Origin of the sequence: Isoptericola sp. NPDC056618 (genome assembly GCF_042792715.1) — a bacterium.
Lineage (GTDB): Bacteria > Actinomycetota > Actinomycetes > Actinomycetales > Cellulomonadaceae > Isoptericola > Isoptericola nanjingensis.
The window spans coordinates 475,758-493,640 of the sequence record NZ_JBHTVZ010000002.1 but is presented as its reverse complement, the minus strand read 5'-3'; the positions used below and the strand labels follow the sequence as shown (position 1 = coordinate 493,640).

Annotated in this window: 16 protein-coding genes; 9 read left to right on the top strand and 7 right to left on the bottom strand. The window is 75.1% G+C overall.

Features of this window, described 5'->3' with window-relative positions; all coding sequences use genetic code 11:
* Positions 1 to 7: 7 nt before the first annotated feature.
* On the bottom strand, positions 8 to 523 hold the full coding sequence (locus ACFQ8T_RS05380) for a GNAT family N-acetyltransferase (protein ID WP_430545517.1): 516 nt from the start codon (positions 521 to 523) through the stop codon (positions 8 to 10).
* A gap of 105 nt (positions 524 to 628) precedes the next feature.
* Here ACFQ8T_RS05380 and ACFQ8T_RS05375 point away from each other — a divergent pair, with 105 nt between their 5' ends.
* Together ACFQ8T_RS05375 and ACFQ8T_RS05370 are read left to right on the top strand one after the other, a co-directional pair.
* The gene (locus ACFQ8T_RS05375; RefSeq protein WP_430545516.1) at positions 629 to 1,468 is read left to right on the top strand and encodes an alpha/beta fold hydrolase; all 840 of its coding nucleotides are present in this window, start codon (positions 629 to 631) and stop codon (positions 1,466 to 1,468) included.
* Entirely contained in the window at positions 1,465 to 2,991 is a 1,527-nt protein-coding gene (locus tag ACFQ8T_RS05370) for a PP2C family protein-serine/threonine phosphatase (RefSeq protein WP_430545515.1), read from the top strand. The genes ACFQ8T_RS05375 and ACFQ8T_RS05370 overlap by 4 nt, the downstream gene beginning before the upstream one ends.
* Before the next feature lie 4 nt (positions 2,992 to 2,995).
* Here ACFQ8T_RS05370 and ACFQ8T_RS05365 read toward each other — a convergent pair whose 3' ends face one another.
* Positions 2,996 to 3,799 carry an alpha/beta fold hydrolase gene (locus tag ACFQ8T_RS05365; protein ID WP_430545514.1) on the bottom strand — a complete coding sequence of 268 codons (804 nt, stop codon included), beginning with the start codon at positions 3,797 to 3,799 and terminating at the stop codon, positions 2,996 to 2,998.
* Between the two features lie 133 nt (positions 3,800 to 3,932).
* Between ACFQ8T_RS05365 and ACFQ8T_RS05360 the strand changes: the two genes are divergently transcribed.
* A complete protein-coding gene (locus ACFQ8T_RS05360; protein ID WP_430545513.1) occupies positions 3,933 to 4,952 on the top strand; it encodes an LLM class flavin-dependent oxidoreductase in 1,020 nt (339 codons plus the stop codon).
* A gap of 64 nt (positions 4,953 to 5,016) precedes the next feature.
* Here the strand turns inward: ACFQ8T_RS05360 and ACFQ8T_RS05355 are convergent, their stop codons facing one another.
* Genes ACFQ8T_RS05355 through ACFQ8T_RS05345 form a run of 3 tightly spaced genes read right to left on the bottom strand, consistent with a single transcriptional unit; the run spans position 5,017 to position 6,965 of the window.
* Entirely contained in the window at positions 5,017 to 5,871 is an 855-nt protein-coding gene (locus ACFQ8T_RS05355; protein WP_430545512.1) for an alpha/beta fold hydrolase, read from the bottom strand.
* Complete coding sequence (locus tag ACFQ8T_RS05350; protein ID WP_430545511.1) at positions 5,864 to 6,316, bottom strand: pyridoxamine 5'-phosphate oxidase family protein; 453 nt, start codon at positions 6,314 to 6,316, stop codon at positions 5,864 to 5,866. The genes ACFQ8T_RS05355 and ACFQ8T_RS05350 overlap by 8 nt, the downstream gene beginning before the upstream one ends.
* A 10-nt stretch (positions 6,317 to 6,326) precedes the next feature.
* The gene (locus ACFQ8T_RS05345; RefSeq protein WP_430545510.1) at positions 6,327 to 6,965 is read right to left on the bottom strand and encodes an AAA family ATPase; all 639 of its coding nucleotides are present in this window, start codon (positions 6,963 to 6,965) and stop codon (positions 6,327 to 6,329) included.
* A 143-nt stretch (positions 6,966 to 7,108) separates the two neighbouring features.
* Here ACFQ8T_RS05345 and ACFQ8T_RS05340 point away from each other — a divergent pair, with 143 nt between their 5' ends.
* From ACFQ8T_RS05340 to ACFQ8T_RS05330, 3 genes are read left to right on the top strand one after another with little or no spacing between them, the layout of a single operon-like run.
* On the top strand, positions 7,109 to 8,158 hold the full coding sequence (locus ACFQ8T_RS05340) for a nitronate monooxygenase (RefSeq protein WP_430545509.1): 1,050 nt from the start codon (positions 7,109 to 7,111) through the stop codon (positions 8,156 to 8,158).
* A gap of 52 nt (positions 8,159 to 8,210) precedes the next feature.
* On the top strand, positions 8,211 to 9,011 hold the full coding sequence (locus ACFQ8T_RS05335) for a hypothetical protein (RefSeq protein ID WP_430545508.1): 801 nt from the start codon (positions 8,211 to 8,213) through the stop codon (positions 9,009 to 9,011).
* A gap of 57 nt (positions 9,012 to 9,068) precedes the next feature.
* The gene (locus tag ACFQ8T_RS05330; protein WP_430545507.1) at positions 9,069 to 9,863 is read left to right on the top strand and encodes an SDR family NAD(P)-dependent oxidoreductase; all 795 of its coding nucleotides are present in this window, start codon (positions 9,069 to 9,071) and stop codon (positions 9,861 to 9,863) included.
* 66 nt (positions 9,864 to 9,929) lie between these two features.
* Here ACFQ8T_RS05330 and ACFQ8T_RS05325 read toward each other — a convergent pair whose 3' ends face one another.
* Positions 9,930 to 11,759 carry a glycoside hydrolase family 3 protein gene (locus tag ACFQ8T_RS05325; RefSeq protein WP_430545506.1) on the bottom strand — a complete coding sequence of 610 codons (1,830 nt, stop codon included), beginning with the start codon at positions 11,757 to 11,759 and terminating at the stop codon, positions 9,930 to 9,932.
* 1,363 nt (positions 11,760 to 13,122) lie between these two features.
* On the opposite strand from ACFQ8T_RS05325, the gene ACFQ8T_RS05320 reads away from it, so the two are divergent.
* The gene (locus tag ACFQ8T_RS05320) at positions 13,123 to 13,680 is read left to right on the top strand and encodes a methylated-DNA--[protein]-cysteine S-methyltransferase (protein WP_430545505.1); all 558 of its coding nucleotides are present in this window, start codon (positions 13,123 to 13,125) and stop codon (positions 13,678 to 13,680) included.
* A 22-nt stretch (positions 13,681 to 13,702) separates the two neighbouring features.
* Here ACFQ8T_RS05320 and ACFQ8T_RS05315 read toward each other — a convergent pair whose 3' ends face one another.
* Positions 13,703 to 14,653: a LysR family transcriptional regulator gene (locus tag ACFQ8T_RS05315; protein WP_430545504.1), complete on the bottom strand. Its 951-nt coding sequence runs from the start codon at positions 14,651 to 14,653 to the stop codon at positions 13,703 to 13,705.
* Between the two features lie 142 nt (positions 14,654 to 14,795).
* On the opposite strand from ACFQ8T_RS05315, the gene ACFQ8T_RS05310 reads away from it, so the two are divergent.
* Together ACFQ8T_RS05310 and ACFQ8T_RS05305 are read left to right on the top strand one after the other, a co-directional pair.
* Positions 14,796 to 16,163 (top strand): MFS transporter, encoded by a 1,368-nt coding sequence (locus tag ACFQ8T_RS05310; protein WP_430545503.1) that lies wholly within the window; start codon positions 14,796 to 14,798, stop codon positions 16,161 to 16,163.
* An 8-nt stretch (positions 16,164 to 16,171) separates the two neighbouring features.
* A complete protein-coding gene (locus ACFQ8T_RS05305; RefSeq protein ID WP_430545502.1) occupies positions 16,172 to 17,863 on the top strand; it encodes an FAD-dependent monooxygenase in 1,692 nt (563 codons plus the stop codon).
* Positions 17,864 to 17,883 lie beyond the last annotated feature (20 nt).

Sequence of the window (17,883 nt, the reverse complement as noted above, 5' to 3'; positions counted from 1 at the left end):
CGCGAGGCTAGGCGGCGGGGCCGACAGCCGCGTCCGTGCGGTCGTCCGTCAGGTCGAGGGTGCGGAACACGCTGCACGGGTCGGGGGAGTAGGAGCCGAACGGGCCGCAGGGCACGAACCCGTGCCGCGCGTACAGGCGCCGCGCGGCCGCGAAGTACTCCTGCGGCCCCGTCTCCAGGCTCACGGAGGCGTACCGGCGCTCGCGGGCCAGGGCGACCAGCCGGTCCAGGACGGCGCCCGCCACGCCGCGTCCGCGCGCGGGGCGCGCCGTGCGCATCGACTTCACCTCGCCCTGCCCGGGGGACGTCGCGGTGGTGGGCCGGAGCTCGCTGAGGGCGCCGCAGCCGAGCAGGGTCCCGTCGTCGTCGCGCGCGGTCAGGAACGTCACCGCGGGGGCGAGCAGCGCCGTGAGGTCGAGGGCGTGCACCGACTCGGCGGGGGACGTGGCGTACATGTCGGAAAGGTGCTCCTCCAGCAGCGCGCGCACGTCGACGGCGGCCGGGGACTCCGGGGCGATGATCACCCCCGCATCCTCGCCCCCCGGTGTTTCGCGCACGTGTCCTGCGGGCGGCTGGTCCCTGCCGCGGAGCGTCATCGTGCGGGCCGCGAGCGCCTACCCTGGGTGGTCATGAGGACCCGCGAGCGCCACGGCACCCGGTTGTCCGGGCCGCGGCACGGCCCGCCGATGGTGTTCGCGCACGGGTTCGGCTGCGACCAGTCGATGTGGCGGTGGGTGGCGCCCGCGTTCGAGCCCGACCACCGTGTGGTGCTGTTCGACCACGCGGGCGCGGGCGCCGCGGACCCGTCCCTGTACGACGTGGCGCGGCACGCGACCCTCGAGGGGTACGCGTCCGACGTGATCGACCTGCTCGACGACCTCGACCTCGGACCCGTGGTGTTCGTGGGCCACTCCGTCAGCGCGATGATCGGCCTGCTCGCGGCCGTGCGCAGGCCGGACCTGTTCGAGCGCATGGTGCTGGTCGGTCCCAGCCCCCGCTACGTCGACGACGGCGGCTACCGCGGGGGGTTCACCGCCGGCGAGATCGACGAGCTGCTGGCCACGATGGACGCCAACTACCTCGGCTGGTCCCGGGCGATGGGTCCGGTCATCATGGGCAGCCCGGACCGCCCGGAGCTCGGCGAGGAGCTCGCCGACGCGTTCTGCCGCACCGACCCGGTCATCGCGCGACGCTTCGCACGCACCACGTTCCTGTCGGACAACCGCGCCGACCTCGCCGCCGTGCGCACGCCGGCCCTCGTCGTCCAGTGCCGTCAGGACGCGATCGCTCCGCCCGAGGTGGGCCGCTACGTCCACGAGCACCTGACAGGTTCGAGGTTCACCCTCCTGGACGCCGTCGGGCACTGCCCGAACCTCAGCGCGCCCACCGCTCTCGTCAGCGCGATCCGTGACTACCTGGCCCTCGACGGCGCGCAACCGGCGCCCCTGGACGAGCAGCCCGTCGCATGAGCGACGGCAGCCTCGCGGACGCCTGGTCCAGGGCACCCGTGGCCATGCTGCGCCTGGACGAGGACGGCACGGTCCTCGACGCGAACGTCACCTTCCTCCGCTGGCGCGCGGGGCACGCGCCCGGCCAGCCGTCGCCCCCGTCCCACGAGCTGCCGGACCCGGTGGTCGGCCGGCCGCTGGGCAGCCTGATCACCGCCGGCGGCCGGCTCTACTGGGAGGCCTACGTCGCCCCCGCCCTGGCGCTCAACGGCAGGGTGGAGGACGTCTCCCTGGCGCTGCGCACGCCCGGCGAGCCGCTGCCCGTGCTGGTCACCGCCCACCGTCGTGGCCCCGCCGGACCCGGGAGCGGCGCCGAGATCGACGTGGCCATGTTCGCCTCCCGCGGCCGCGCCGAGTTCGAGCAGGAGCTGGTGCGCGCCCGCACGAGCTCCGACCGGTGGGCCGAGGGGCTGCGCTGGGTGCAGGAGGCCACCGCGGCGCTCTCGCGGGTCGCGGGCGTCGACCAGGTGCGCGACGCGCTGCTCGGCGTGGTCGCACGGCACCCCGGCGTCGCGCGGGTCACGCTCGAGACCACCGCGCCCCGCCCGTCCGCCGGGGAGGCCGGGCTCCTGGTGATGCCGGTCGACGGCGTCCAGCGTTCCTGGGGACACCTCGTGGTCGTCCCCCACGAACGTCTCGGCGACGTCCCGCCCGACAGGGAAGCCCTGACCACGGTCGTCCGCCAGGGTGCCATCGCCCTCGACCGGGCACAGCTCGCCGAGCAGAGCGTGTCGGTGGCCCACGAGCTGCAGCTCGCCATGCTGGCCGGTGACCTGCCGGAGCGCCCCGACCTGGACGTCGTCGCCGAGTACCGGCCGGCGACCAGCGGTCTCACCGTCGGCGGCGACTGGTACGACGTCTTCGACCTCGACCGAGGCGCCTCCCACCGCGCCGACCGCGGCGCGGCCCACGGTCACGGCGTCCTCCACGTCGTCATCGGCGACGTGGTGGGGCACGGGCTCGCCTCCGCGACCGCCATGGGTCAGCTGCGCACCGCGACCCGTGCCCTCGCCGAGCCCGGGATCGGCCCCGCCAAGGTCCTCGACCGCCTCGACATGTTCGTCCGCCACCACGACATCGGCTTCGGATCGACCGTCGTCTACGCGGAGCTGGACACCGCCAACGCCACCCTCACGTACGCGAGCGCCGGGCACCTTCCCCCGCTGCACGTGCGGCGTGCCGGCGCCGCCGAGTTCCTCTGGGCGGGACGGTCCCTCCCGCTCGGCGTCGGCAGCGCACCCGGCGAACGCACGGAGGGCACCGTCCCGCTCGCCCCCGGGGACACGGTCGTGCTGTACACCGACGGCGTCGTCGAACGCCGCGACGCCCCCCTGCGCGACGGACTGGAGCACCTCGCCGAGCACGCCGCCCGCCTCGCGCAGTCGGGGGAGTCCGCCACCCACCTCGTCGACCTCGGGACCCACCAGCGCGACGATGCCTGCCTGATCGCGCTCACCTGGCACGGGCCCACACCGCGACCCTGACCGGTCAGGGCGCGTGCACCGTCGGGTCGTCGCGCAGCACGTCCAGCAGCAGCGCCAGGATCGCGTCCGGCCGCTCCAGCACCGGCAGGTGCCCCGCCCACTCCAGCAGGGACAGCTCCGCGCCGGGCACCGACGCCGCCACGTGCCGGGCGCACGCCCGTAGCGCGTCCATGTCGTGCGCGCCCTCGACGACGAACGTCGGCACGCGGATCCCCGCGAGGCCCACCTCGACGCCGTCCGGGCCGGGCTCGGGCAGCCCGGCGGCGCTCGCGGCCGCGTCGGCCGCGAGCTGCACCTCGAACGCGCGGCGCTGCATGACGGTGAGGGCCTCCGCGGCGTCGTCGTCGGCGTCCGGGCCGAGCCACGTCGACACGTTGAGCCGGACAGCGCCCTCGACGTCGCCCTCGGCCAGGAGCCGTGCCTCCTCGGCGTCGAACGCGTCGGACGTCTCCGTGTCGGGCACGCCAAGGGCGGCGGGGCACAGCAGCACGAGCTCGCGCACCCGGCCGGGGTGGGTCGTCGTGAGCTCGAGCGCAACCTTCCCGCCGAACGACGACCCGACGACGGCGGCGTCCGCGACGCCGAGGTCGTCGAGGAGTGCGACGACGTCGCCCGCGTTCGTGTACCGGCCGCCGTCGGCCGGCAGCGGGGAGTCCCCGAAGCCGCGCAGGTCCGGGCGCACCACACGGAACGTGTGCGCCAGGGCGGGGGCGACGGCGTCCCACATGCGACGGTCGGCCACGCCGGCGTGCAGGAGGACGACGGCGGGGGCGCCGGGGTCCCCGGCCACGTCGTGTGCAAGGGTCATGAGCACAGGCTAGGCGGGGGTCGCACCTCGGTCCACGACGATGTCCGCGCAGCGCGCGCGGGCCACGGGCCGCGAGGCGACGATCGAAGGGGCACCCGGGAAGCACCCGGGCCCGCAGGAGGTTGACGCCCCCGTGAAGCACCTCGGATTCCTGTCCTTCGGCCACTGGACGCCGCACCCGCAGTCCGCCACCCGCTCGGCGTCCGACGCGCTGCTGCAGTCGATCGACCTCGCCGTCGCGGCGGAGGAGCTCGGCGCCGACAGGGCGTACTTCCGCGTGCACCACTTCGCGCGCCAGCTCGCGTCCCCGTTCCCGCTGCTCGCCGCCGTCGGCGCGCGCACGAGCCGCATCGAGATCGGCACCGCCGTCATCGACATGCGCTACGAGAACCCCCTGTACCTCGCGGAGGACGCCGGCGCGGCGGACCTCATCGCCGGCGGCCGCCTGCAGCTCGGCATCAGCCGCGGGTCGCCCGAGCAGGTGATCGACGGGTTCCGCCACTTCGGGCACGAGCCGCGGGCGGGGGAGTCCGACGCCGACATGGCCCGACGGCACACCGCCCGCTTCCTCGAGGTGCTCGACGGCGACGGCTTCGCCGAGCCGAACCCGCGCCCCATGTTCCCCAACCCGCCCGGGCTGCTGCGCGTCGAGCCGCACTCCGAGGGTCTGCGCGAGCGCATCTGGTGGGGCGCCGGCACCCGCGCCACCGCGGAGTGGACCGCCGCGCAGGGCATGAACCTCATGAGCTCCACCCTCCTGTCCGAGGACACGGGCGTCCCGTTCCACCGCCTGCAGGCCGAGCAGATCCAGCGCTTCCGCGACGCCTGGGCGGACGCCGGGCACGGGTGGGAGCCGCGCGTGTCCGTGTCGCGCAGCATCTTCCCGATCACCGACGACCGCGACCGCGCCTACTTCGGCCTGGAGACCGCCAGCACCGACCAGGTCGGCGTCCTCGAGGGCGTGCGCGCCCGCTTCGGCAAGACCTACGCCGGCGAGGTCGACGACGTCGTCGCCGACCTCGCCGAGGACGAGGCCGTCGCCGCGGCCGACACCCTCCTGCTCACCGTGCCCAACCAGCTCGGCGTCGAGTACAACGCGCACGTCGTCGAGAACGTCGTCCGGCACGTCGCGCCCGCCCTCGGCTGGCGCTGAGCGCCCGCACCTCGGGCGCACCCTGCCGACGCGGGGGATGGCACAGGGGACGGCACGAGGGACGTCACCGGGCGACGTCGTCCGGCACGCGCAGCGCCCGGCACAGCGCCGCCCACGCCGCCTCGCCCAGACGACGGTCGGCGGTCTCGCTGCCACCACGACGCATCGCCATGCCCGCCGACACCCGCGGCTCCCCGGACAGCGTCGCGCGGTGGCCGGCCTCCTGGTCCGTCACCAGGGTCGTCGCCAGCCCGTGCGCCTCCCGGCGCCGGACGATCTCCTTCGCGTGCCGCACCGCGGGCCACACCTGGTCGTCCCCGCCCGCCACGAGGACCACCTCCGCGATCCGCTCGACCGCGATGGCCGCCGCCGTCGTGCGGGCCGCGTCCGCCTCCCGCGACCGCAGGTACAGGTCGCGGAACGCCGGCGGGTCGTCGACCGGGGCCCACCCCGGCACGAACGGCACGAACGGGAGCGGCCGCCCGCCCCACGTCCAGTGCGACGTCTGCCGACCACCCGGCGCCACCCCCGCCCACACCACGTCCGACGGCGCGAGCGCGACCACGGCGTCCACCGGCGCGCCCGTCCCCGCGGCGAGCGCCGCCGTGACGAGCGCGGCCTCGGCCCCGAACGACGTCCCCACCAGCACCACACGGTCGCACTCCGCCGCGAGCGCCTCGACGCGGCGCACGAACGTCTCCACGGGGACGTCCCACGGCCCCGCAGGCTGACCGGGACCACCGAACCATCGCACCGACTCCGCGAGCACCCCGCGTCCGGCCAGCAGGCGTGCCCGGCCCTCGTCGACACGGCCGCTCGACCCGGCGAGCACCAGCGCCCCCGTCCCCACCGGACGCCGTGGCGCGAGCCGCACCCCCTCAGGGTCCACCAGCCGCACGACCCGGGGCACCTCAGGCACGCCCACCGCCCACGAGCTCCACGACCACGGGGGGAGAGGGGCGGTGGTCGCCCCAGCGCGCCCACCGCACCACCACCCGCACCACCACGATCCCCGGGTCGTCCAACGACGCCGCGAAGTGCGGGAACGCCGACCGGTAGGCCTCCGCGCACCGCTCGCGGTCCGCGCCGTCCGGGAGGTCCGCCACGCCCTCGACCTGCAGGGTCGTCCCGTCCGGGCCGCCCACCACCACCGCCACCCGCGGGTCGCGGCGCAGGTTCGCCACCTTGCGCGACCCCTCCCGCGCGTCGAACACCAGCTCGCCCGACTCCGTGACCGCCAGCGTCAGGTACGCCGCCTGCGGGGCGCCGTCCGGGCCCAGCGACGACACCACGCCGTCGCCCACCGCACGCACCTGCGCGACCACCCGCTCCAGCGCACCACCCGACAACCCAGAGGACGTCATGACCGCGACCCTAGCGGGCACCGCGCACCCCGACCGGCGGCGCCGCGTCCACCACCCCCACCAGCACCGACACAGCCTCACCCCGGCCCACCACGTGCACCTGCGACCACCCGGCGGCCGAGCCCTCCCTCGACCCGCCCGACGCCGCCAGCAGGCCCGCACGCTGCGCCGCCCACCGCCGCCAGTGCCGCGCGAACGCCCGCCCCCGCACCACCCGTCCCCGCGCCTCCTGCCCCGACAACGCCTCGCCGCGCCCCACGTCCACCATCACCAGCACCGGACGCCACCCCGCCCGACGCGCCAGGCACGCCCACCACCACCGCCGCACCCGCGACGTCGCCGGGTCGTGCACCACCAGCACCCCCTCGCCGCCCCGCTCCCGCGGGCCACCCAGCACCGCCCGCACCACCCCCGCCAGGTGCCGCACGTGCACCACCGGCCGGTACACCCCGTACGGCACCCCGCGCGGCACCCGCCCCCGCAGGTCACGACGCGCCGCCTCGCTGTCCAGCACCCGCACCCCCGGACGGCACCCCGCCACCCGCGCGAGCGCCGTGCTCTTGCCGGCGCCCGGCACGCCGCCCACCAGCACGAACGTCCCGACCCCGGCGTCGCACGCCGTCGCACGCTCCCGTACCACCACCGTCATGCGGCGCGCACACCCCTTCCCGTACCGACCCGTACCGCCCTCCGGCGGGGCGCCCAGCGTGCCAGGCGCGCATGAGCGCCAGATGAGACCGTCCCCGCGACGACCGCGCCCGCCCGGTGGCACGATGCGAGACGATGCGAGACATGCGAGAGACGGCCCGCACCACCCTGCTCGGCACCGACCTGCCCCTCGTCGCCGCACCCATGGCCGGCGGCGCCACCACGCTCGACCTCCTCGCCGCCACGACCGACGCCGGAGCCCTCGCCTTCCTCGCCGGCGGCTACCAGGAACCCGACGCCCTCGCCGACCAGGTCCGCCGCGCCCACCAGCGGGCACACCTCTTCGGCGTCAACCTCTTCGTCCCCGCCACCACGCCCGCGCCCGACCCCGCGGCGCTCGCGGCCTACGCGCGGCGGATCGCGCCGGACGCCGCGGCGCACGACGTCGACCTCGACGCCGCGCTGGCCGCCGTTCCGGCCACCGACGACGACGGCTGGGCGGCGAAGGTCGACCTGTTGCGCCGCGACCCCGTGCCCGTGGTGTCGTGCACGTTCGGACCCCCGCCGGCGGCCGACGTCGCGGCGCTGCGCGCCGCCGGGTCCGTCGTGCTCGTCACGGTCACGACGCCGCAGGAGGCCGCGGCCGCGGAGGCGCTCGGGGCCGACGGTCTCGTGGTCCAGGGGCCCCGCGCGGGCGGGCACAGCGGCACGTGGGACCCGGGACGCACCGTCGTCGACGGCACGACCGACGACGCCGTCGCCGCGGTCGTGGCGCGCTCGCGCCTTCCGGTCGTCGCCGCCGGGGGTGTGGACGGCCCTGCGGCCGTCACCCGGCTGCTGCGGGCCGGGGCGCAGGCCGTCGCCGTCGGGACGCTGCTGCTGCGCACCGACGAGGCCGGTACCTCCAGGACCCATCGGGACGCCCTCGGCGACCCCCGGTACACGACGACGGCGGTCACGCGCGCCTTCACGGGACGCCCCGCCCGGTCGCTGCGCAACGGCTTCCTCGACCGGCACGACGCGCACGCCCCGGCCGCCTACCCGCAGGTGCACCACCTCACCCGCGAGCTGCGCCGACGCGCGGCCGCCGCCGGGGACGCCGACCGGCTGCACCTGTGGGCCGGGACCGGCCACCGCAGCGCCGCCACCGGGCCCGCGGCCGACGTCGTCCGCGCCCTCGCCGCCGACCTGTGACGCCCGCGCGCGTCACCGCCGCGGCCGTACGCCGGTTCGCTAGGTTGCCGTCATGAGCGACGCCTGGGACCCGCCGACCGTGCTGCGCGCCGCCACCGAGTGGTCGTGGGTGCCGCCCGACGCGGACTGCGTCGTCACGGACGTCACCCTCACCCGGTGGCCCGCATGGGCACAGGGCCGCGTCGTGCTCACCGGGCTCGCGTCCGCCCGCGCGCCGGAGGACGTCCTGCGCGACGCCGTCGAGCGAGCGCGTGCCTGGGGCAGCGACACCCTCGGCGTCTGGGACTCGGCCAGCAGCACCCCCGACCTCACCGACCTGCTGCTCTCCCGCGGCGCCCGGCTCGAGGACACCGTGGACGTGCTCGCACGCGGCCTCGAGCAGGGGATCCGCGAGACGCCGGAGCGCGACGGGCGCCTCGTCGTGCGACGCGTGACCGACGTGGACGGGCTGCGCGACGCCGACCGCGTCGACACCGCGGTGTGGGACCAGCAGCCCATGGACGACGACCGGCTCGCCGCCGCCGCGCGCACGCTGCTGTCCGGGGACAGCAGCGAGATCCGTGTCGTGGCCTACCAGGACGCCGAGCCCGTGGCGTCCGCCGGGGTCACGCTCGCGCCGGCGCCCCGACCCGAGCTGGGCACCGTCGCCCGGCTGTGGGGCGCGGGCACCGTGCCCGACCGTCGCGGCCGCGGCGCCTATCGGGCCGTGCTCGAGGAGCGGCTGCGCCTGTCGGCCGCCGCGGGCGCGTCGCTCGCCCTCGTCAAGGGCCGGGTCAGCACCTCCGCCCGCCTCCTGCGCCGGGCGGGGTTCGAGCGGTACGGCGAGGAGAACTACTACCGGCTCGCGCTCTGAGGCGGCCCTGACGCGGCGGCGACCAGGACGACCACAGCTTCGACGAGGAGGACGGACGTGACAGGACCTTCGGCAGGACGCTTCGACGGCCGCGTGGCGCTGGTCACCGGCGGCGCGCACGGGATCGGCGCGGCCGCGGTGCGCCGGTTGCACGCGGAGGGCGCCACCGTCGTGGTCGCCGATCTCGACGCGGACGCCGCACGGCGGGCCGCGGACGGCCTCCCCGCCGGCGGGCCGCCCGCCTCGGCCGTCGCGTGCGACATCACCGACACCGCGTCGGTGGAGGCCGCCGTGGCCGCGACGCTCGACCGGCACGACCGCCTCGACGTGCTCGTCGGCGTGGCGGGCGGTACGGGCGTGCACCCGGGCCTCCTGGACGGCATGGACGACGCCACCTGGGCCGCCGGCGTCGACCTCAACCTCGCCGGACCGGCGCGCTGCGTCCGGGCCGCGGCGCCCCACCTGCCGCGCGGAGGATCGGTCGTGCTGGTCGGTTCCGTCAACGGCCTGCAGGCCTTCGGGGACGAGGACTACTCGGCCGCGAAGGCGGGGCTCGTGTCCCTCGCGCAGAACCTCGCCGTGCGGCTCGGGAGCAGGGGAGTGCGGATCAACGTCGTCGCGCCCGGGACCGTCCGCACCCGGTCGTGGGACCAGCGGTCCGACCCCGACCGGCTCGCGACGCTGTACCCCCTGGGCCGGATCGGCGAGCCCGAGGACGTCGCGGCCGCCATCGCGTTCCTCGGCTCCGACGACGCCGCCTGGATCACCGGCGTCACGCTGCCCGTCGACGGCGGCGTCCTCGCCGGCCCGCTCGCACGCTTCGAGTCCCTCGGGGGCGGGGGAGAGCGCTGAGTCGAGCGGGCTGAGACGCGCCCGCCGGTCCCCTCTGCAGGAGGCGACCGGCGGGCGCTCCTCACCTCAGCGTCCCGGCTTGCCCGACCCCGGTAGGTGCGGCCACCCCGGGTACCGGTGTCCGAACCGGAGCGGCAGCAGCACCTCGTCCCCGTCCGCCGTCGGCACCGCCACCGGGAGCTTGCCCAGCGTGTTGATGTCGCCCGCGATCGCGCGCACGACCGCGGCGTAATTGACCACCCCGTACCCGTAGCTGTTCAGCACCGCGTCGGCCGTCGGGAAGACGTTGACGTCGTACGGGTTGCGCGCCGCGACCACGACCACCGGCGTGCCCGTCGCCGCCAGCGCGTCCACCATCGCCTGCTGCGCCGCGTTGCCGCTCGCGTTGTACGACGTGAACACGACCGCGTCGGCGCCCGCTGCGGCCGCCACGGCCCGCGCCCGATAGGCGGCGGACGGCGAGGTGCCGTTCTCGAGCTCCGTCGTGACGTCGAACCCGCGGTCGGCGAGCAACGGCGCGAGCCGCTCCGGCCATGCCGCACCGGCGCCCACCACCAGCAGCGAGTCCTCGCCCGGCCGGAGCGGCAGCGGGCGGTCCTCGTTACGCACCATGGTGATGGACCGGTCCGCGATGGTCGCGGCCGTCGCCAGGTGGTCCGCGGACCCCACGACCGTCCCGACCTCGGCCGGGTCGGCGTACGCGTCGGCGAGGATGCCGCGCTCCGCCTTCCACTCGAGGATGCGGGTGACGGACTCGTCGAGCCGCGCCTCCGTGATGGTGCCGTCCGCGACGGCCTGCCTCACCCCGGCGATCGACGCGTCGACGTCGGGGGAGTTGAGGAGGATGTCGGAGCCGGCCTGGATCGCCATGACCGACATCTCCTCCTGGGACCAGTTGTCGGTCATCGCCTCCATGTCGAGCGCGTCGGTCGTGATGATGCCGTCGAAGCCCATCTCCTCCCGCAGCAGGCCGGTGAGGACCTTGGGGGAGAGGGTGCCGGGCAGGTCGGGGTCGATCGCGTCGACGACGATGTGCGCCGTCATGATCATGTCGACCCCCGCGTCGATCGCGGCCTGGAACGGCTGCAGGTGCTTCTCCAGGGTGGCGCGGTCGTAGGTGACCTCGGGCAGGCCGTAGTGCGAGTCCGTCTCGGTGTCGCCGTGGCCGGGGAAATGCTTCGCGGTGGCCGCGATGTGTTGCTGGATCCCCTCGATCTGCGCGACGCCGAGCTCGCTCACGGCGTCGGGGCGCGCGCCCATCGAGCGGATCCCGATGACCGGGTTGTCCGGGTTGGTGTTGAGGTCGAGCACCGGCGCGAAGTCGACGTTGACGCCCATGGCCTTCAGCTCGGACCCGAGGACGTCGCCCTGCGCCCGGGCGAGCCCGGCGTCGAAGGTTGCCCCGAGGGCCATGTTGCCGGGCAGCGCCGTGGCCGGCGGCCCGACACGGGCCACGAGGCCGCCCTCCTGGTCGATCGTGACGGCGAGCGGTATGCCGGGTCCGCCGTCGTCCAGCGCGGCCTCCTGGAGCCCGTTCGACAGGCCGTTGACCTGCTGGGGGTTGGCCGTGTTGCCCGACCAGGCGAAGTAGAGCACGCCGCCGAGGTCGTACTTCTGGACGACCTGCGCCGGGGTGTCCACGCCGTAGCGGGCCCGGTTGCTCGCCGCCATCGAGGTGTCCTCGGCGGACGAGCCGTAGACGTGGGTCCACGTCATCTGGCCGATCTTCTGGTCGAGCGTCATCGCGTCGACCATCGCGCCGACGTCGACGCTCGACGTGCCTGCCGGTGTGTCGGTCGTGTCCGCCTGGGCGGGGGCCATGACGGCGAGCAGCAGGCCCGCGCCCGCGACCGCCGCCGTGGCGCGCACCAGGCGCCGTTCTTCTGGATCCTTCACGAGGTCCTCCTCGGTTCGGACGGCGCGACGGTGCGGGACCGCTGGACGTCGTTGTCCAGGTGCGCCTGTGCTGGACGCTAGGACCGGCCCCGGGCTGCGTCAAGAGTTGCCCCGTCCTGCTCTGCGCGGTGAAGGAACTTTCATCCGACACGACTGGTCTGCGGACGGAGCCGACGACCGCCCGGCAGGGGAGAGGCGCTGCGACGACGGCTCGTGGGGAGTGCGTTCTGGGGGACCGACGCAGCCGTCGCACGCAGGGGGCGATGAGAGCCGCGCACCAGGCGCTGACGAGGGTCGTGGCCGCCCTGGCGATCGGCGGCCTGTCTGCGTGCGCCCCGGGGACGGCGGACGAGACGTTCTCCGCCGGATCCTGTGCAGGCCACAGGTGATCCCCACGTCGGACCCGGTGGTGCCTGGCGACGAGCTCGAGATCGCCGGCCAGGACGTCGGGACCTCAGGTGCCGAAGAAACACAAGGCCGGGTGCGCGGGCGACGGCCGGCCCCACGTCGTGCAGCGCACGGCACGGGGCCCGCCGTCAGCGCCGACGAGCCACGCGTCGTCGTGACGCCGGCGACGTGCGTCCGACGCGACGGCGACACCCGACGACGACATCGCGGCCGGGGCCCCAGTCCGGGCCGGTTTCTGGGAATCGAGCGGGGTCCGCAAGGCGTGGAGCGATCAACCGATAATGCACATTATGTCATTACGCGAAGAGAAGCCGCCCTGGAGCCCCTCCCTCGCGACGGCGGGACGAGGCTCGCTCGGCACTACTGGTCATCGCAGGTCCGCGAGCGCTCCACCGCCGCGGCACCAACCGCCGCGGCACCAACCGCCGCGGCACCAGGAGCTCAGGTCACCAGGAGCTCAGGTCACCAGGCGCACCCAGGGTGCTCGGCGACGACCGCGATGACCGACATCGCCGCGATGCGCGACGCAGGTCCGGCGCCTCGCCGGCATGGACGACGTCGGCGGCTCGTGCAGTTCGCCCTGACGCATTCGTCCGGATCGTTCGTCCAGAATCGTTCGTCGGCCGGTGCGGCGCGTCCCGGTGCGCACCGGACGTCGCCGCACGAGATCCCTCGTCCTCGAAGCGCTCTCCGATCCCCCGGACGGGCGACGCGGCGCACCGCCTCGACGCCGCGGTGCGCCGAACCCGTGCGCCCGTCGCGGTGGCCGGACGGCGGAGCTCTCGCCATCCACCGTGGTGCGCGGTAGGATGATTCGGACATACACCTCAAACCATTGTGTATGACACAACACAGTGGTCTCGCGCAGATCGCGACATCCGCTGCCCTCGGCCCCACGCGGTCGCCTCCCGCTCCCGCCGGCCTCGTGTCGGACGGCGTGACTACGGTGAGCATCATGGCCACTCCCCCCGACGGGCTCGCCTTCTGCGTCTTCCCCACCGCGATCGGGCACTGCGCCCTCGTGTGGCGCGCATCGGGCACCGTCGTGGGCACCGCACTCCCCCACGGCTCGGCGCAGAGCACCCGCGCCGCCGTCGCGCAGTGGTACCCGGCCGCCCGCGAGACCGACCCGGACCCCGCGATCGCCGGCGTCGTGGCCGAGGTTGCCGACCTGCTCGGGACGGGGACCGGCGACCTGTCCGGGATCGACCTCGACCTCGCCGCCGTCCCGGACTTCGACCGCCGCGTGTACGAGGTGGTGCGCACCATCCCGGCAGGCGACACCCTCACCTACGGCGAGGTGGCAGCGCGGCTCGGCGCCCCCGGCGCGGCGCAGGCGGTGGGCCAAGCCCTCGGGCGCAACCCGTTCCCGCCGATCGTGCCGTGCCACCGCGTGCTCGCCGCGGGCCGCCAGGTCGGCGGGTTCTCCGCGCGCGGCGGCCGGCGCACCAAGCTGCGCATGCTCGAGGCCGAGGGCGTGCACCTCGAGCACCCCACGCTCTTCGACGTCTGAGCCCGCCGCTCCCCCACGACGCTCAGGAGAGCCGTCCCATGCGGCTGGTGGGGACGACACCGGGCGCCAGGTCGTCCCCGAACGCCTCCTGGCAGAACGAGGCCAGCTCGCGGAGCCTGGCGGTGGGCCGGCCGCCCTTGGGCACCGCGAGCACCAGGGCGTTGGCGGGCAGGTCGTCCGCGATCGGCCGGTACACCACCGGCATCCCCTCGTACGTCAGGTCGCCGTACGGCCGGCCCATGATGATCGTGTAGCCGAGCCCCCGTGCGACCAGCGACCGGATCGTCTCGACGTTGGTGCTGCGCCAGCGGACCCGCGGCGTCATGCCCGCGACGCGCAGGATCTCCTCGACGTGGTCGCTCGCGGGGCGCATCGCCAGGAGCACCGCGTCCTCGTCGCGCAGGGCCGCGAGCGGGACGGCGTCGTACGCCGCGAGCGGGTGGGAGGCCGCGAGCGCCAGCTGCAGACGGACGGCGGCGAGGCGGTGGGTCTCCAGGGGCGTGCTGACGTGGTTCTCGTAGAGCAGGGCCGCGTCGAGGCGCCCCTCGGCGAGCTGGTCCTGCAGGTCTGCCGAGCCGCCCTCGACGAGCTGGAGGTCGACGTCGGGGAACGAGCGGTCGAAGTGCTCGGCGAGGGGCGGGAAGAGCCACGGGGAGAGCGTGGTGAACAGGCCGAGGCGCAGCGCGCCGGCGAGGCCGCCCCGGGTGGCGGCCGCGACCCGCCGGATCTCCTGCAGGCTCTCGGCGATCTCTCGTGCGTGCTCGTACACCTCTCGTCCGGCGGAGGTGACCTGGACGCCCCGGCCCCGGGTGCGGATCGCGACCTGGACGCCGAGCTCGGCCTCGAGCTGCGTGATCGCGAGCGAGATCGCGCCGGGCGACACGATGAGCTGTCGGGCGGCCTCGGTGATCGAGCCGTGCTCGACGACGGCGCTGAACATCTCGAGCTGACGGACGGACACGTCGACGGCCATGTGAGTGATCTTAAACAATCTCGTCAATTACTTGTCATTGCATGGAGAGCCGCCGGACGGGCAGGCTCGTCCGCGTCCGCCACCGCCGGCGGGCACGGATCGCGACGCCCGCGGTCCGCGAGTCCGCCCAGGGAGTTCAAGGATGAGCGCCACCACCTCTCGACAGCCCACGGGGCCCGTCGTCCCGAGCGAGTCGCTCCGCACCCCGCAGATGCGACGCATCCTCGCGTCGAGCTTCCTCGGGAGCGCGATCGAGTTCTACGACTTCATGCTCTACGCGAGCGCGTCGGCGATCGTCTTCAGCAAGGTGTTCTTCGCCGGCCTGGACCCGGCCCTGGCGACCGTCGCGTCGTTCGGGACGCTGGCCGCGGGCTACGTCGCGCGGCCGCTCGGGGGGATCGTCTTCGGCCACTTCGGCGACCGTATCGGCCGCAAGGGAGTCCTGGTCACGACGATGCTCATGATGGGCACCGCGACCGCTCTCATCGGGGTGCTCCCCGGGTACGCGCAGGTCGGCGTCGCGGCGCCACTCCTGCTCGTGGCGCTGCGCCTGGTACAGGGCTTCGCGGTGGGTGGCGAGTGGGGCGGGGCGATGCTCATCGCCCTCGAGCACGCGCCGGGCGGCAAGCGGGGGTTCGCGGCCTCGTTCGCGAACCTCGGCGCGCCCGCGGGGTCGATCCTCTCGGCGGGGATGCTCGGCCTGTTCACCCTCCTGCCCGAGGACCAGTTCCTCGCGTGGGGGTGGCGCGTGCCCTTCCTGCTGAGCATCGTCCTCGTGCTCGTCGGCCTGTTCGTGCGCCTCAAGGTGGTGGAGAGCCCGCTGTTCCTCCGCTTCGACCAGGAGGCGGAGGACCGTCGGGTGCCGCTGGTGCAGGTGCTGACGCGGTCGCCGTGGGTGCTGGTCCTGGGCACGCTCGTCGCGATGTCGCAGCTGACGATCTCGGGGATGGCCAGCGTCTGGGGGCTGAGCTACGCCACGGCGCACGGGGCCGACCAGACCTTCGCCCTCAACGCCAAGGTGCTGTCCGCGGTGGCGCTCTTCGTCTGCACGATCCTCTCGGCGCGCCTCAGCGACCGGTTCGGGAGGCGACCCGTGATCGCGGTCGGCATCGTCGCCGCGGCGCTGTTCGCGTACCCGCTCGTGATGCTGGTCGCGACGGGTGACAACGTCAGCTTTGCGGTCGCCGTCGTGGGCGGCCAGGCGATCCAGGGCGTCATCCTCGGCCCGCTCGCGGCGTTCCTGGCCGAGCTGTTCCCGACGTCGGTGCGCTTCACCGGGTCGTCCCTGGCGTTCCAGGGCGCGTCCGCGATCGGCGCCGGCTTCACCCCGATCGTCGCCGGGGCGCTCGCGTCGTCCGCCGGTGGGCTCCCGCTGCTGGCGGGCGTCTGGATCGCGGTGCTGGCCGTCTGCGCCGCCGCCCTGCTGCTCGCCCCTGAAGGAAGCAAGCGCGACCTGTCGGCGATCGACGCGACCACAGACCCGACGACCGGCCCCGTCGCCGGAAAGTGAGGACGAGGATGACCCGCTCCCCCGAGCTGCACGTGCCGTACGACGCCGACGTGGTCGTGGTCGGCGGCGGGCCCGTCGGCCTGCTGGTCGCCGCCGACCTCGACGCCCGCGGCGTCACCACGGTCGTCGTCGAGGACCGCCCCTTCCTGGAGCCGCCGAACGTGAAGTGCAACCACGTCTCGGCCCGCACGATGGAGGCGTTCCGCCGTCTCGGGCTCGCCGACGCCGTCCGGGACGCGGGCCTTCCCGCCGACCACCCCCAGGACGTGGCGTTCCGCACCAGCGCGACGGGGATCGAGTTCGGCCGGATCCCGATCCCGTCGGCGGCCGCACGCCGCCGCGGCGACGGGACGGGCCCCGACACGACGTGGGAGACGCCGGAGCCCCCGCACCGCGTGAACCAGCGCTACCTGGAGCCGATCCTGGAGCGTCACGTGGCGGCGCTGCCCCACGTGGACCTGCGCAACGACACCCGGTGCACCGCGGTCGTCCAGGACGACGAGGGCGTGACGGCCACGCTCCGGGGCGCCGGGGACGACGCCGAGGTCACCGTGCGCGCGCGCTACCTCGTCGGTGCCGACGGCGGCCGGTCGCTCGTGCGCAAGAGCATCGGTGCCCGCCTGCACGGGGACCCCGTGCTCCAGCACGTCCAGTCGACCTGCGTCCGTGTCCCCGGGCTGGCGGACCGGGTCGACGCAGACCCCGCGTGGGGGGTGTACGTCTTCAACCCCCGGCGGCAGGGGCACGTCTACGCGATCGACGGACGGGACGTCGTCCTCGTGCACACCTACCTGACCCCCGAGGAGGCCGCGGACGGCTCCGTCGATCGCGACCGCGCCGTCCGCGACATCCTCGGGGTGGCCGACGACGTCGAGTACGAGGTGCTCTCCGAGGAGGACTGGGTCGCCCGCCGCCTCGTCGCGGACACCTTCCGCGACCGTCGCGTGTTCCTCGCCGGGGACGCCGCGCACCTGTGGGTCCCCTACGGCGGGTACGGCATGAACGCCGGGATCGCCGACGGGCTCAACCTGGCGTGGCTCCTCGGCGCCGTCGTGACCGGGTGGGCCGACGAGTCCGTCCTCGACGCCTACGCGGCGGAACGACAGCCGATCACCGACCAGGTGTCACACCTCGCCATGGGGCACCTGCGCAAGATCGACGCCACCGACCTCCCGGACCACCTCGAGTCGGCCGACGCCGCGGGCGAGGCCGCGCGCCGGGAGCTCGGCGACCTGGCCTACCACCTCAACGTGCAGCAGTTCGCCGCCGCCGGCCTGAACTTCGGGTACTCCTACACCGGGTCGCCGATCATCGCGCACGACGGGGACGCACCCGACTACACGATGGGCACGTACACCCCGTCGACCGTCCCCGGCGCCCGGCTGCCGCACGTCTGGCTGGGCGACGGGGTCTCCCTCTACGACCGGCTGGGCCCGTGGTACACCCTCGTCGTGGCCGGGCGCTCCGGTCAGCCCGACGCCAGGTGGGAGGACTGGGTGACCGCCGCCCGGTCCGCCGGGCTGCCGATCGAGCCGGTGGTCGTCCCCGACGACCTCGTGCCCGCCTCCTACGCCACCCGGTACGTCATCGCGCGCCAGGACCAGCACGTCGCCTGGCGCGGCGACGTGCTGCCCGACGACCCCTCGGCGCTCGCGGCCCTGCTCGGCGCCGTGCGGGCGCGCGCGGCGGCCGCCGCCTGACGGTCGTGTCGGTGCGCCCG

Bases quoted from the DNA above. Each gene is read 5' to 3' on its own strand.
- ACFQ8T_RS05345 (WP_430545510.1), bottom strand. From the start codon at position 6,965: ATGACGGTGGTGGTACGGGAGCGTGCGACGGCGTGCGACGCCGGGGTC.
- ACFQ8T_RS05350 (WP_430545511.1), bottom strand. From the start codon at position 6,316: ATGACGTCCTCTGGGTTGTCGGGTGGTGCGCTGGAGCGGGTGGTCGCG.
- ACFQ8T_RS05375 (WP_430545516.1), top strand. From the start codon at position 629: ATGAGGACCCGCGAGCGCCACGGCACCCGGTTGTCCGGGCCGCGGCAC.
- ACFQ8T_RS05315 (WP_430545504.1), bottom strand. From the start codon at position 14,653: ATGGCCGTCGACGTGTCCGTCCGTCAGCTCGAGATGTTCAGCGCCGTC.
- ACFQ8T_RS05320 (WP_430545505.1), top strand. From the start codon at position 13,123: ATGGCCACTCCCCCCGACGGGCTCGCCTTCTGCGTCTTCCCCACCGCG.
- ACFQ8T_RS05340 (WP_430545509.1), top strand. From the start codon at position 7,109: ATGCGAGAGACGGCCCGCACCACCCTGCTCGGCACCGACCTGCCCCTC.
- ACFQ8T_RS05365 (WP_430545514.1), bottom strand. From the start codon at position 3,799: ATGACCCTTGCACACGACGTGGCCGGGGACCCCGGCGCCCCCGCCGTC.
- ACFQ8T_RS05370 (WP_430545515.1), top strand. From the start codon at position 1,465: ATGAGCGACGGCAGCCTCGCGGACGCCTGGTCCAGGGCACCCGTGGCC.
- ACFQ8T_RS05310 (WP_430545503.1), top strand. From the start codon at position 14,796: ATGAGCGCCACCACCTCTCGACAGCCCACGGGGCCCGTCGTCCCGAGC.
- ACFQ8T_RS05335 (WP_430545508.1), top strand. From the start codon at position 8,211: ATGAGCGACGCCTGGGACCCGCCGACCGTGCTGCGCGCCGCCACCGAG.
- ACFQ8T_RS05305 (WP_430545502.1), top strand. From the start codon at position 16,172: ATGACCCGCTCCCCCGAGCTGCACGTGCCGTACGACGCCGACGTGGTC.